Here is a 13010-nt window from a genome sequence, read left to right as displayed (position 1 = left end):
TCTCATCGAACCTCGGCCGGGTTGTCGTCTCGGGCGAGTGTCCGCAAGGTCAGCGCCGACGCGATCGCCGCGGTGGCAGCCTGGGCGCCCTTGTCTTCTTTCGACTCGGGAAGTCCGGCACGGTCGAGCGCCTGCTGTTCGTCCAGCGTGGTCAGCACCCCGTTGCCGACGGGAGTCGACTCGTCGAGCGACACCCGGGTCAGACCTGCGGTGACCGCATCGCAGACGTATTCGAAGTGAGGCGTCTCGCCCTTGATCACCACCCCGAGGGCCACGACGGCGTCATGGGTCCGGGCCAGCGCCTGCACGATGACGGGCAGTTCGATGGCACCGGCCACGCGGATCACCGTCGGCGCATCGATCCCGGCCTTGGCCGCGGCGGTGGTGGCGCCGCTCAGCAGCGATTCGCAGATGGTCGAATGCCATTGCGAGGCAACGATCGCCAGCCGCAGACTGCTCGCGTCACCGAGCTCGAGTTCGGGTTCTCCGGCGCCGCTCATGCGGGGTTGCCTCCGCTCACGTTGAAGGGGTGGCCCGGGTCGTCTTCGAGTCCGACCAGGTCGTGACCCATCCGGTCACGCTTGGTCCGCAGATAACGCAGGTTCTCGGCGTTGGGACGCACGGGCATCGGCACTCGTTCGGTGACGTGCAGGCCGTAACCGTCGAGGCCCACCCGCTTGGCCGGGTTGTTCGTCAGCAACCGCATCGACGACACACCCAGATCGACGAGGATCTGTGCCCCCAGACCGTAGTCGCGGGAATCGGCAGGCAGACCCAGCTCGAGGTTGGCGTCGACCGTGTCCGACCCGGCATCCTGCAGTTGATACGCCTGCAGCTTGTGCAGCAGGCCGATGCCGCGACCCTCGTGGCCCCGCATGTAGAGGACGATCCCGCGGCCTTCATCGGCCACCATTTCCAGGGCGGCGTCGAGTTGGGGACCGCAATCACAACGCAGCGACCCGAAGACGTCGCCGGTCAGACATTCGGAGTGGACGCGAACCAGCACGTCGTTGCCCTCACCGTCTGCGCCGGCGATGTCGCCCAGTACCAGCGCAACGTGTTCGACATCGTCGTAGATGCTGGTGTATCCGACAGCCCGGAACGTGCCGTGCGCCGTCGGGATCCTGGCATCGGCGACCCGCACCACATGCTTCTCATGGCGACGTCGCCATGCGATCAGGTCGGCGATGGAGATCAGCGCGAGGTCGTGTTCGTCGGCGAACACCCGCAGTTCCGGGGTCTGGGCCATCGCGCCCTCGTCCTTCTGGCTGACGATCTCGCAGATCACCCCGGCAGGCGACAGATCGGCCATCCGAGCCAGATCGACCGCGGCCTCGGTGTGGCCGGGGCGGCGAAGTACGCCGCCCTCCTTGGCGCGCAGGGGAACCACGTGGCCGGGCCTGGTGAAGTCCCCCGCCGTGCTCGCCGGGTCGGCCAGCAGGCGCATGGTGGCGGCGCGGTCCGAGGCGCTGATGCCTGTTCCGATTCCCTCGCGGGCATCAACCGTCACGGTGTAGGCGGTGCCGTGTTTGTCCTGGTTCATCGAGTACATCGGCGGAAGCCCGAGGCGGTCACAGTCGGCACCGTCGAGTGGCACACACAGGTATCCCGAGGTGTAGCGGACCATGAAGGCCACGAGTTCAGGGGTGGCCTTCTCGGCCGCGAAGATCAGGTCGCCCTCGTTCTCCCGGTCCTCGTCGTCCACGACGACAACGGCTTTTCCGGCAGCGATGTCGGCGATGGCGCGCTCCACCGTGTCGAACCTGGTGGTCTGGCGCAGGCCGTCGACCTCGTCCGTTGGACTGTTCATCGCTGTACTCCGATCGCGGCTAGCCGTTCGACGTATTTGGCGATCACGTCGACCTCCAGGTTAACGACCACCCCCGGGACGGCCGCACCCAGCGTCGTCAGATCGAGAGTGGTTGGGATGAGCGAGATCTCGAACCAGTCGGGTCCGATGGCCGAAACGGTCAGTGACACGCCGTCGACGGTGATCGAGCCCTTCTCGACGATGTACCGGGCAACCGCTGTCGTGGTACCGATCCGCACGACGGTCCAGTTCTCCGCCTGGTTCACGGTCTGGACGGTGCCGACACCGTCGACGTGCCCCTGCACGATGTGACCGCCGAAACGGCCACTGGCGGGCATCGCACGCTCGAGGTTGACGGGGCTGCCGGGACTGACGGTGGCCAGTGAGCTGCGGCCCAGGGTCTCGGCCATCACGTCGACGGTGAACTCACCGCCGGGCCGCAGTTCCACCACGGTCAGGCAGACGCCGTTGACGGCGATCGAGTCACCGTGACCGGCATCGCTGGTGACCAGCGGCCCGCGGACGGTGAACCGCGCCGCGTCGGACAGGTCTTCACGCGCGACGATACTGCCGCGTTCTTCGACGATTCCGGTGAACATCGCCAACTCCTCACATCGCTGCTGCGATCTCAGGGCGGCGTCGCACGTGCCGATCCATCGGACCGGCCGTGGTGTTCTCTTTCATCCGGACTATCACCGTCGGCTCCGGAATCTCACCGGAATCTGCTGACCCCGCATCGGGTGATGCGGGCGCTCGCGGGCTCCGCAGGCGAACTGTCGCCCACGATTACCGCCGGTGGGGAATCGCACCCCGCCCCGAGAACTTCCACTTACGAAGTTAGCACATCCATCGATCCCGCTGACCAGCGAGAAGACCATGAAATGGCCGGTCAGCGGGTTGCGGTCAGGGTGAGCAGAACGTCGTCTCCGAGTGTCTCCACACGATCGGTCGAAAATCGCCTCGCCTGCTGCAGGGTGGTGACCGTGTCGTCCGTGATCGCCGCGAGTCCCCCGCCGATCACCAGCGGGGCGACATAGGCCTGCACCCGGTCGACCAGACCCGCCGCGAAGAACGCACCGAGCAACCGTGATCCGCCCTCGATCTGCACATTGCTCAGCTCGGCCAGGGCCTCCACCACGGCTGCCGGTTCGTGCTCACGAATGCGGATGGTGCGCGCTCGACCGTCGAACACCTTGGCCTGTGGCGGGATGGCCGACGATCCGACAACCACTCGCAGTGGCTGGTGTTCGCGGAGTGAGCCGTCGGGGTACCTCGCGGTGAGACTCGGGTCGTCGGCCAGTACGGTGCCCGTGCCGACCACGATCGCGTCGATCTGCGCACGCTCGTCGTGCACACGCTCGCGCGCAGCCGGACCCGTGATCCACTGGCTCGAGCCGTCGGGCGCAGCGACCCGTCCGTCGACGGATGCGGCGAACTTGGCGGTCACCATCGGACGGCCGTGCTCCTGACGGAACAACCATTCGCGCAGGGGGCCGGCGGCAACCGTGTCGGCGCACACGCCGCCGTGCACTTCGAGACCCGCAGCCTCGAGTCGTTGGTGTCCTCCCGTGGCAACGGGGTTGGGGTCGGCGACCGCGTAATGGACAACTCTGATGCCTGCGGCGATCAGTGCCTCAGAACACGGCCCGGTTCGCCCGGTGTGGTTGCACGGCTCGAGGGTCACCACGGCGGTCCCACCCGCAGCTCTGTCTCCTGCCTGCCCGAGAGCGACCACCTCGGCGTGCGGGCCCCCGGCCTCCCTGGTGTGTCCGACCCCGGCGACGTTTCCGTCGGCGTCCAGGATCACCGCGCCGACCGGCGGGTTCGGCGTGCTCAGTCCGCGCGCGCCGAGCGATTCACTCATCGCGCGGTGCATCGCCGCTGAGACAGGTCCGGTCACGGGAGTCTCGGCGCTCGTCACTGTCGAGCGCTGAGCGCCTGTGCGCGAAGCGATTCGACGGCTTGCGCGGGATCATCGGCCCCGTAGACCGCCGACCCCGCAACAAAACAGTCGACACCGGCTGCGGCCGCTTGTTCGATGGTGTCTGCGTTGATGCCCCCGTCGATCTCGACGAGCACCCGCAATTCACCGGAATCGACGAGCTTGCGGATGCGCCGGACCTTGTCGAGCACGTCAGGGATGAACGACTGCCCGCCGAAACCGGGTTCCACGCTCATCACCAGCAACGTGTCGAACTCTCTGAGGATCTCGAGGTACGGGTCGAGGGACGTGCCGGGTTTGATACTCAGACCCGCCTTCGCGCCGGCGGCCCGGATGTCGCGCCCCACGGCCACGGGATCGTCGGTGGCCTCCGCGTGAAAGGTGACGTTGTGTGCCCCCGCCTCGGCATAACCTGGGGCCCACCGCTTCGGGTCCTCGATCATCAGGTGGCAGTCGATCGGGATGTCCGTGCTCTTGAGCAGGCTTTGCACCACCGGTAGGCCGAGAGTGAGGTTCGGGACGAAGTGACCATCCATCACATCGACGTGTAGCCAATCGGCGCCGGTCACCGCATCTGCTTCGGCTCCGAGCCTGGCGAAGTCGGCGGACAGGATGGACGGCGCGATCATCGGCTGATTCGACATGCAGTCATCCTAATGTCGGGCCGAGACCCAACCCAACGGACCGGTCCGGACTGCTGCGCACGCGTTTTGGCGTGTCGTATCCCGCCGATCAGTTCTTGCGGAGCGCCGCGAAGAACATGGCGTCGGTGCCGTGCAGGTGAGGCCAGAGCTGCACATACGGCCCTCCGGTCAGATCGTCCACGGGTACCAGGTCACGGGTGTCCAGTGCGGTCACCGGCAACTCGGCGATCGCCCAATCCGCCACCTCGCGGGTTTCGGCCGGGTGTGGTGAGCACGTGGAGTAGACCACCACGCCACCCGGCCGCAGCTGGTCCACGGCCGACGCGAGCAACTCCTTCTGCAGCGCGACGAGATCGGGAACGTCACCTGGGTTGCGTCGCCACCGGGCCTCTGGCCGGCGCCGGAGGGCACCGAGACCGGTGCACGGGGCGTCCACCAGCACACGGTCGAACCCGGGCGCCAGGCCTGGGTCACGCCCGTCGCCGACGATCACGTCGACGGGTAGCTCCCGGGTCGCCTTACGGATCAATTCGGCACGGTGCGGGGCTTTCTCGACCGCGGTCACCCGTGCACCGTCTATGTCGGCAAGAGCGCCGAGCAAGGCCGCCTTGCCACCAGGACCGGCGCACAGATCAAGCCATCGACCGGCGTCGTCGCCGTCGAGAGGAGCGATCGCCAACGCGCGGGCCACCAACTGACTGCCTTCGTCCTGGACGCCGGCCAGACCTTCACGGATCGGTTCGATGTCGCCTGGATCGCCGCTGTCGAGGTACACGCAGTAGGGCGAGTAGCGGCCCACGTCACCTCCCGTGACGGCGGCGAGTTCGTCGGCGGTGATCATGCCCGGCCGGGCGACCAGATGGGTCGACGGGCGTTCGTCGTCCGCAGCCAGAGCGGCCTGCAGAGCACCCGCCGAACCACCGAGCGCGTCGTCGAACACCTCGGCGATCCAGCGCGGATGAGCGTACTGAAATGCCAGATGACCGACGAGGTCTTCACTGATCGACGGTGCGAGCGCGTCCACCCACAGCTCTTCGGTGCGCTGAGAGATCTTGCGCAACACTGCGTTTGCGAAACCCACAGGTCCGTGACCGGCGCGGGACCGGACCAGATCCACCGACGTCGAGACGGCGGCATGCGCGCCGATCCGCGTCCGCAACAGTTGGTATGCACCCAACCGCAGCACATCGAGGACCGCCCCGTCGATCTCCTCGACGGGCCTTTTCGCGACGTCGGAGATGATCTGGTCGAGCAACCCCACCGCACGGCTGGTGCCGTAGGTCAGTTCGGTGGCCAGGGCAGCGTCGCGGCCGGTGATCTTGCGGTCCCGCAACATCTTCGGCAGTACCAGGTTGGCGTAGGCGTCGCGCTCACGCACAGCGGCCAGCACCTCCACGGCAGCCTGCCGGGCCGGATCTATCGGGGTGTGTTCCTGATCGTCAACGGGGCGGTTCATGTGAGTGCCTGTCCATCGGTGAGCCTGGCCCCGCGCGCCCAGTCGGGACCGGCCATTGCTTTTTTGCCTTGCGGCTGAACTGAATCGAGTCGAATCGGCACCGTCTTGGTACCCACGTACAGGGCCTTCTTCGTCACGGCCAGCTCGCCCGGTGCCGGCGTCACATCGACCGGGTCGGTGACCATCGACGCGCGTAACACCTTGACCCGCAGATCATCCAGCGTGGTCCAGGCACCCGGGTGGGGTGTCATCGCCCGGATGTGCCGATCGATCAGGTGCGCCGGTAGGTCCCAGCGAATGCGTGCGTCGTCGATGGTGATCTTCGGAGCCGTGCTGATGCCGTCGGCCGGTTGCGGTTTGGCTTCCAGGTAGCCGTCCTCGATGCCGTCGAGGGTGGTCACCAGCAGGTGCGCCCCTGTCTCGGACAGCCGACCCAGCAGGTCGCCGGCGGTGTCGGTGTCGCGGATCCGTTCGGTCACCACGCCGAAGACCGGGCCGGTGTCGAGGCCTGCTTCGAGCCGGAAGGTACTGGCGCCGGTCATCTCGTCGCCCGCAGCGATCGCCGCCTGCACCGGTGCAGCGCCGCGCCATGACGGCAACAACGAGAAATGCAGATTGACCCAGCCGTGGGTGGGAAGATCCAGCAGCTCCGGCGGCACCAATCCGCCGTAGGCCACCACCGGGGCGCACTCGGGCGCCCACTCGCGTAATTGCTCGACAGCCTCGGGATCTTTGAGCCTTCGCGGGGTGATCACGGGGATGGCGTGCTCGTCGGCGAGGGCAGCCACCGGTGACCGGGTGATCTTCCGTCCCCGGCCCGCTGCTGCGTCGGGCCGGCTGATCACGCCCACGACCTCATGGCGGGGCGACTCGATCAACGCCTCGAGAGACGCAACCGCGGGTTCGGGCGTGCCTGCGAACACCACCCGCATGTAGTACCCCAATCTCCGAGTTCTGTCCGCGTGTTCGCGGCCGACCAACAGCCTAGCCACCCAGAAGCCTCAGCTGATGGTGGGCGGATCCATCTGCACCCTGATCGGCTGTGAATCGTGTTGTGCATTCCGGCCGACCTGCGCTGCATGGAGCGCCGCAGCCAGTTCTCGACCTTGAGATCTTTTACACCGCAGCAGTATTCGTTGCGGGTCGGAGATCTCGTCGCGATTGAGGCCAGAGGGCAACCGCACGCCGGCGGGTAGTTCCACCGGACCCAGCACCTCACCACCCGGCGGGAGGTGGACGGTTTCGGCAAAGGCGACGATGGCCGGACCGGCGCCGTCGATCGAGGCCATCGTGACCGCAGGCGGGAACCCGAGTTCGGTCCGCTGCGCCACCTCGTTCTCCGCGAAGCCGACGGGGTCCCAACGGATCACCGACTGGACCGGGCCGAGACCCGCGTCGGCGACGATCACCACTGCTCCCCCACGTCCGTGGGGACGTACGAGCATGGCGGCGGACAGCCAGCGCCGAACCGCCTCCTCGCCGGCTCGCAGTTCGGTGCGATCGAGCTGCGCCCACGTGTCCAGCAAGATGGCGGCGCCGTAACCGTCTTCGGCAACGGGCTCGGCGCCTGGGGTACTGACCACAACACGGGGACCGCTGCCGATGCTGTCGACGATCTTGTCTCCGCCCGAGGTCAGGACGGGAACCCCCGGAAATGCGCGGCCCAGTTCTTCGGCCGTCCGGCGAGCCCCCGTCGTCAGCGCCCTCACCTTCGTGAAACCGCATTCGATGCAGCGGAAGTCGGCATCGGGATGACCACACCACCGGCAGCTCAACAAACCCACCGAGTTGCTGTCGGGCCCGGCACCATCGGTCGGCATCGGGCCGTCTGCCTGCATCGGTCCGTGGCATCGACGGCAACGTACATGCGAACGGCACCGTTCACAGGCCAGCGACGGTAGATAACCGCGCCTGGGCACGCTGAAGAGCACCGGGGCGTCGGCGGCCACGGCGGCGCGGGCCGCATCGAACGCGACGGCCGGGATCCGGGCCGAGCGAGCAAGCGGATCACGGGCCACCCGGTTGTCCTCATCGGAGAGGGCCGAGATGCGGGGGGATCGTTCACGGACGACCGAACGTGACGCGGTGAGGTCGTGAGCCCAGCCGGCATCGACGAGGGCTTGGGTCTCGGCCGTACGAGCGACACCACCGAGGACCAGTGCGCATTTGTCGCTGTGCGACCGCAGGACCGCCACTTCGCGGGTATGTGGATACGGCGCACGGGGATCGCACAGGCTGTCGTCCCCGTCGTCCCACACACAGATCAGTCCGAGGTCGGGAATCGGCGTGAACACTGCGCTCCGGGTGCCGATCACCACCGAGGCCTGCCCGCGCAGTGCTCGCAACCACCGCCGATACCGTGCCGAAGGGCCCAATCCCGCGGACAACGACACCACCCGGTCGCCCAAGATCGGCTCGCACGCTGCTTCGAGCCGTACCAGATCGCGCTGGTCGGGCACCACGATGATGGCGCTGCGGCCGGCGATCACCGTGTGGCATGCGAGTTCGGCCAGTCGCCGGGGCCAGTCCTCCCCGGGCACCGCCTGCCATGCCGCCCGCGCGGCTTTGCCATCAGCGACAGCAGCAAGGTACGACTCTGCATGCTCGTATGGTTTCCATCCGTCTACATCGACGGTCGGGGGCCTGGGGGTGCCTGGCGGGGCACCCACGGTCTGCTCGGTGCGCGCATGGCGAGGCGGGATGGCCAGCCGCAGAACATCTGTCATGGTGCCCGCGTACCGATCGGCGACCGCCCGCGCCAGCGTGGCCAACTCCGGGGTCAGAACCGGTTCGGGCGACACCACCCTCTCGAGCCACCCGAGCTTGCCGGGATGGTCGCTGGCCTCGATGCGGTCGAGTATGTACCCGTCGACGAGACGGCCGGAAAAACGCACCCGCACCCGGACACCCGGCTGGGCGTCCAGGTGCTGGGCATCTTGTACCTGGTAATCGAACGGCCGGTCCAGATGGGCCAGCCCGAGCATCGGCAGAACACGCGCGACCGGCAGTTCAGGTGCGAGCTGCCGCTCTGGTTTCACGCGCCGGCAGCAGCCTTCAGCTTGTCGGCCCGGTCGGTGTGCTCCCACGGCAGATCGATGTCGGTGCGACCGAAATGTCCGTAGGCGGCGGTCGGGGCGTAGATCGGCCGAAGCAGGTCGAGGTCGCGGATGATCGCGCCCGGACGCAGGTCGAACACCTCGGAGATGGCCGACTGGATCTTGGCAGGGTCGACGGTCTCTGTGCCGAAGGTCTCGACGAACAGGCCCACGGGGGCAGCCTTGCCGATGGCGTAGGCGACCTGCACCTCGATACGACCGGCCAGACCTGCCGCGATTGCGTTCTTGGCGACCCAGCGCATGGCGTATGCAGCACTGCGGTCGACCTTCGACGGGTCCTTGCCCGAGAAGGCGCCGCCACCGTGACGGGCCATGCCGCCGTAGGTGTCGACGATGATCTTGCGCCCGGTGAGTCCGGCGTCGCCCATGGGCCCACCGAGGACGAACTTGCCGGTCGGGTTGACCAGCAGACGGACATCATCGGTGTTGAGGAACGGCAGATCGAGATCGGCGAACACCGAATCCAACACCTTGCTGCGGATGTCGGGGGTGAGGAGGTTCTCGAGGTCGATGTCGGCGGCGTGCTGGGTGGAGACCACCACGGTGTCGAGGCGGACCGGCTTGTCACCGTTGTATTCGATGGTGACCTGGGTCTTTCCGTCCGGACGCAGGTACGGCAGCACACCTTCTTTACGTACCTCGGTGAGGCGACGGGCGAGACGGTGAGCAAGCGCGATCGGAACCGGCATGAACTCAGGGGTCTCGTTGGTCGCGTATCCGAACATCAGTCCCTGGTCGCCGGCACCCTGGCGAGCGATCTCGTCCTCGGTGATGCCTTCCACGCGCGACTCATACGCGTTGTCGACACCCTGGGCGATCTCCGGGGACTGCGCGCCGATGGCGACGTTGACACCGCAGGAGTTGCCGTCGAATCCCTTGGCCGACGAGTCGTAGCCGATCTCCAAGACCTTCTCGCGCACGATCTTGGGGATGTCGGCGTACGCCGTCGTGTTCACCTCACCTGCCACATGGACCTGACCGGTGGTGACCAGGGTCTCCACCGCAACCCGGGCACGCGGATCCTCGGTCAGCAGCGCGTCGAGGATCGAGTCGCTGATCGCGTCACAGATCTTGTCGGGATGACCCTCGGTGACGGACTCGCTGGTGAACAAACGGGTATCGGTCATGTTTTCCTCTCGGAGGCGGTGGTCCTGAAGAGTTCGGTACGGTGCGCGACTACCCGCGGACCTCAAATTACACACGTGGGTCGAGCTACGGACATCGACCTTCTGCGCCAACACCATCTGTGCGTACAGCGTTGATCGCGTCAAGTATTCGGGTCGCCATGAGTGTTTTCGACCCGAGTGGCAGGGCAGTTTCTTCGCCCCCTGCGGCCAGGATCCAACCGGTGTTGTGGTCCATGCCGAATGCCTTGCCCTCGCCCACCGCGTTGACGACCAAGAGGTCGCATCCTTTGCGGGCCAGTTTTGCCCGGCCGTGGTCGAGAACCCCGTGCTGGAGGTCGCCGGTTTCGGCCGCGAAGCCGACGATGGCCGTCGACCGTGGGACCGAGCCACTGCGGCGAGCGGCGACCAGACCGGCGAGAATGTCCGGATTGGTGGTCAATTCGATGGGGGCCGGTCCGCTGTCCGACTTCTTGATCTTGGCGTCGGAGACCTGGACGGGCCGGAAATCGGCGACGGCCGCGGCCATGATCACCACGTCGGTCTCGGGAGCACGCTTTCCGATCTCATCGGCCAGCTGCGCTGCGGTGGCGATGCGGATGATCTCCACTCCCGCGGGATCGGGCAGGTTGGAGGTGGCACCGGCGACCATGGTCACCTGAGCCCCTCGCTGGGCAGCGGCACGGGCGAGGGCGTACCCCTGCTTCCCGGAGCTGCGATTACCGAGGTAGCGGACGGGATCGAGGGGTTCGCGCGTGCCGCCGGCACTGATCAGGAACTTGACCCCGGCGAGGTCGTACGGGAGGGCGTCGGGACGATCGAGCAGCAGCTCACCCAGCAGCGATATCTCCTGCGGATCGGGCAGACGTCCGGCCCCGGTGTCGACACCGGTCAAACGGCCCGATGCGGGAGTCATCACGGTGGCGCCGTGCTCCCGGAGGGTGCTCACATTGGCTTGCGTGGCCGGGTGCTCCCACATCTCGGTATGCATCGCCGGGACGAACAGGACCGGGCATCGCGCGGTCAACAACGTCGACGTCAACAGATCGTCGGCTCGCCCACTCGCAGCGCGAGCCATCAGATCGGCGGTCGCCGGCGCGATCAACACCAGGTCCGCTTCCTGACCGAGACGGACGTGAGGCACGCGCGGCACATCGGCGAACACCTCGGTGCTGACGGGGTTACCGCTGAGCGCCTCGAATGTTGCCGCACCGACGAACTTCAACGCCGATTCGGTGGGGATGACACGCACGTGATGGCCGGCCTCGGTGAAGTGACGCACCACCGAGCCGACCTTGTACGCGGCTATGCCGCCACCGACCCCGATGACGATGTTCTTACGCGTCGTACCGACGTTCTCGCCCACGAACTCTCGCCTCCGGACCGGGTTGGGGAAGCTACTCGCCTTCGGTGTGCTCGAGAAGGTCCGCGTGGATCTCGCGCATGGCGATGGAGAGAGGCTTCTCCTGGAGGCCCGGCTCGACGAGGGGGCCGACGTACTCGAGGATGCCGTCACCGAGCTGGTTGTAGTAGTCGTTGATCTGACGCGCACGCTTGGCGGCGTAGATGACCAGCGCATACTTCGAAGAAGCGCGTTCCAGCAGCTCGTCGATCGGCGGGTTCGTGATGCCCAGGGGTGTGTCGTACGCGGTTGCGTCGACCTCGCCGATGAACTCGTCTGGGGTGGTCAAGCTGCTCACATTGCTCCTACGAATTATTCAAATGGGATTCAACCAGCAAGGATACCAAGTGCTTGGCCACCGAGTCGACTTCGTCGTTCACCACGACGTGGTCGAACTCGTCTGCACTGTCCAATTCGGCCCTCGCGGTCTGCAGTCGCCGCTCGATCACCTCGTCGGATTCGGTCCCTCGGCCGCGTAGCCGGGACACCAGTTCGTCCCAGCTCGGCGGGGCGAGGAACACTGTCACGGCCTCGGGTACCGCTGCCCTGATGTTGCGGGCTCCGGCCAGATCGACCTCGACGAGCGTGGGCCTACCCTGCTCCATCGCTTCGAACACCGGCCGCGAGGGTGTGCCCGAACGTTGCAGTCCCCCGTGGATCTCGGCCCACTCCAGCAGTTCGCCGTCGGCGATCAACCGGTCGAACTCACCCGGGGTGACAAAAAAGTAGTCGCGTCCGTCGACCTCACCGGCGCGCGGGGCGCGGGTGGTCGCAGAGACGCTGAACATCAGGTCGGGCAACAGTTCGCGCAGCCGCCGGACCACGCTGGACTTTCCGACAGCAGAAGGGCCGGCCAAAACGAGAAGCCGGCCCCTCTGTCGTTGTTCTGGGCTCACTGAGCAGCAATCAGGCAAAGTCGAACTTGGCCAACAGCGCCTTCTTCTGGCGATCACCCAGCCCGCGCAGACGGCGGGTAGGAGCGATCTCGAGCTCGGTCATGATTTCCTGCGCCTTGACCTTGCCCACCTTGGGCAACGCCTCGAGCAGTGCCGACACCTTCATCTTGCCCAGGATCTCGTCGTTCTCGGCATCCTTGAGAACCTGCTGGAGATCGGTGCCGCCTCGCTTCAGGCGCTCCTTGAGCTCGGCACGGGCCCGGCGAGCGGCAGCTGCCTTCTCCAATGCAGCGGCGCGCTGCTCATCGGTCAACTGGGGAAGGGCCACGGTTCCTCCGATTTCGTCTGTGTGATTCTCTGCCCCGCGCCGGTGGCGTGAGGGCGGCCGCCTCTGTGGGGAGGCAGCGAAAGCGACCGTACCCACGCACGTCGCCTTTTGCGACCCCCACCCCGGCATTCCCCCACTAAAACGGGTGTTGTAAGCCTTTCGAACGAGCTTCCCCGCGCTCGCACATCAGTGGCAGTTAAATCTGCCTAGTATCTGATTGATACGGCGAATGCTGTTGCCCGACAACGGTATTCGAGACCACCAACGAAAATGCGGCACTGCATGACGTAGG

Annotated in this window: 13 protein-coding genes and 1 riboswitch; all 13 genes read right to left on the bottom strand. The window is 66.6% G+C overall.

The annotated features are described in order from the left end of the window. Window positions 1-2 precede the first annotated feature (2 nt). The 13 genes from ribH to mihF all read right to left on the bottom strand — a co-directional run bounded on the left by ribH (window position 3) and on the right by mihF (window position 12718). Window positions 3-500, bottom strand: coding sequence for a 6,7-dimethyl-8-ribityllumazine synthase (gene ribH, locus WIMU1_RS13775; protein ID WP_062798011.1), 498 nt, complete (start codon window positions 498-500; stop codon window positions 3-5). Beyond that, window positions 497-1810, bottom strand: coding sequence for a bifunctional 3,4-dihydroxy-2-butanone-4-phosphate synthase/GTP cyclohydrolase II (locus tag WIMU1_RS13770; protein WP_023959431.1), 1314 nt, complete (start codon window positions 1808-1810; stop codon window positions 497-499). Before WIMU1_RS13770 ends, ribH begins: the two co-directional genes overlap by 4 nt. After that, the gene (locus WIMU1_RS13765) at window positions 1807-2409 is read right to left on the bottom strand and encodes a riboflavin synthase (protein WP_062798010.1); all 603 of its coding nucleotides are present in this window, start codon (window positions 2407-2409) and stop codon (window positions 1807-1809) included. The genes WIMU1_RS13770 and WIMU1_RS13765 overlap by 4 nt, the downstream gene beginning before the upstream one ends. Before the next feature lie 69 nt (window positions 2410-2478). Next, window positions 2479-2637: riboswitch (FMN riboswitch) on the bottom strand. Between the two features lie 62 nt (window positions 2638-2699). Then, the gene (gene ribD / locus WIMU1_RS13760) at window positions 2700-3686 is read right to left on the bottom strand and encodes a bifunctional diaminohydroxyphosphoribosylaminopyrimidine deaminase/5-amino-6-(5-phosphoribosylamino)uracil reductase RibD (RefSeq protein ID WP_174548742.1); all 987 of its coding nucleotides are present in this window, start codon (window positions 3684-3686) and stop codon (window positions 2700-2702) included. A 41-nt stretch (window positions 3687-3727) separates the two neighbouring features. Continuing rightward, window positions 3728-4396, bottom strand: coding sequence for a ribulose-phosphate 3-epimerase (gene rpe, locus WIMU1_RS13755; protein ID WP_023959437.1), 669 nt, complete (start codon window positions 4394-4396; stop codon window positions 3728-3730). 88 nt (window positions 4397-4484) lie between these two features. Beyond that, a complete protein-coding gene (locus tag WIMU1_RS13750; protein ID WP_062798008.1) occupies window positions 4485-5852 on the bottom strand; it encodes an RsmB/NOP family class I SAM-dependent RNA methyltransferase in 1368 nt (455 codons plus the stop codon). Further along, window positions 5849-6784 carry a methionyl-tRNA formyltransferase gene (gene fmt, locus WIMU1_RS13745; RefSeq protein ID WP_062798007.1) on the bottom strand — a complete coding sequence of 312 codons (936 nt, stop codon included), beginning with the start codon at window positions 6782-6784 and terminating at the stop codon, window positions 5849-5851. Before fmt ends, WIMU1_RS13750 begins: the two co-directional genes overlap by 4 nt. A 69-nt stretch (window positions 6785-6853) precedes the next feature. Continuing rightward, window positions 6854-8836 (bottom strand): primosomal protein N', encoded by a 1983-nt coding sequence (locus WIMU1_RS13740; RefSeq protein ID WP_062798584.1) that lies wholly within the window; start codon window positions 8834-8836, stop codon window positions 6854-6856. Window positions 8837-8886: 50 nt separating this feature from the next. Next, complete coding sequence (gene metK / locus WIMU1_RS13735; protein WP_023959445.1) at window positions 8887-10095, bottom strand: methionine adenosyltransferase; 1209 nt, start codon at window positions 10093-10095, stop codon at window positions 8887-8889. A gap of 85 nt (window positions 10096-10180) precedes the next feature. Next, entirely contained in the window at window positions 10181-11458 is a 1278-nt protein-coding gene (coaBC, locus tag WIMU1_RS13730; RefSeq protein ID WP_023959447.1) for a bifunctional phosphopantothenoylcysteine decarboxylase/phosphopantothenate--cysteine ligase CoaBC, read from the bottom strand. A 31-nt stretch (window positions 11459-11489) separates the two neighbouring features. Then, window positions 11490-11807 carry a DNA-directed RNA polymerase subunit omega gene (gene rpoZ, locus WIMU1_RS13725; RefSeq protein WP_369792635.1) on the bottom strand — a complete coding sequence of 106 codons (318 nt, stop codon included), beginning with the start codon at window positions 11805-11807 and terminating at the stop codon, window positions 11490-11492. Continuing rightward, on the bottom strand, window positions 11800-12390 hold the full coding sequence (gene gmk / locus WIMU1_RS13720; protein WP_031332553.1) for a guanylate kinase: 591 nt from the start codon (window positions 12388-12390) through the stop codon (window positions 11800-11802). Before gmk ends, rpoZ begins: the two co-directional genes overlap by 8 nt. Before the next feature lie 10 nt (window positions 12391-12400). Beyond that, complete coding sequence (gene mihF, locus WIMU1_RS13715; protein WP_023959453.1) at window positions 12401-12718, bottom strand: integration host factor, actinobacterial type; 318 nt, start codon at window positions 12716-12718, stop codon at window positions 12401-12403. Window positions 12719-13010: the final 292 nt, after the last annotated feature.

The organism is Williamsia muralis NBRC 105860, assembly GCF_001598915.1.
Classification (GTDB): Bacteria; Actinomycetota; Actinomycetes; order Mycobacteriales; family Mycobacteriaceae; genus Williamsia; species Williamsia muralis.
This window is presented reverse-complemented; position numbering and strand designations above follow the sequence as displayed.

Coding starts and splice junctions, on each gene's coding strand:
- ribH (WP_062798011.1), bottom strand. CDS start 500: ATGAGCGGCGCCGGAGAACCCGAACTCGAGCTCGGTGACGCGAGCAGT.
- WIMU1_RS13770 (WP_023959431.1), bottom strand. CDS start 1,810: ATGAACAGTCCAACGGACGAGGTCGACGGCCTGCGCCAGACCACCAGG.
- WIMU1_RS13765 (WP_062798010.1), bottom strand. CDS start 2,409: ATGTTCACCGGAATCGTCGAAGAACGCGGCAGTATCGTCGCGCGTGAA.
- ribD (WP_174548742.1), bottom strand. CDS start 3,686: ATGCACCGCGCGATGAGTGAATCGCTCGGCGCGCGCGGACTGAGCACG.
- rpe (WP_023959437.1), bottom strand. CDS start 4,396: ATGTCGAATCAGCCGATGATCGCGCCGTCCATCCTGTCCGCCGACTTC.
- WIMU1_RS13750 (WP_062798008.1), bottom strand. CDS start 5,852: ATGAACCGCCCCGTTGACGATCAGGAACACACCCCGATAGATCCGGCC.
- fmt (WP_062798007.1), bottom strand. CDS start 6,784: ATGCGGGTGGTGTTCGCAGGCACGCCCGAACCCGCGGTTGCGTCTCTC.
- WIMU1_RS13740 (WP_062798584.1), bottom strand. CDS start 8,836: ATGCTCGGGCTGGCCCATCTGGACCGGCCGTTCGATTACCAGGTACAA.
- metK (WP_023959445.1), bottom strand. CDS start 10,095: ATGACCGATACCCGTTTGTTCACCAGCGAGTCCGTCACCGAGGGTCAT.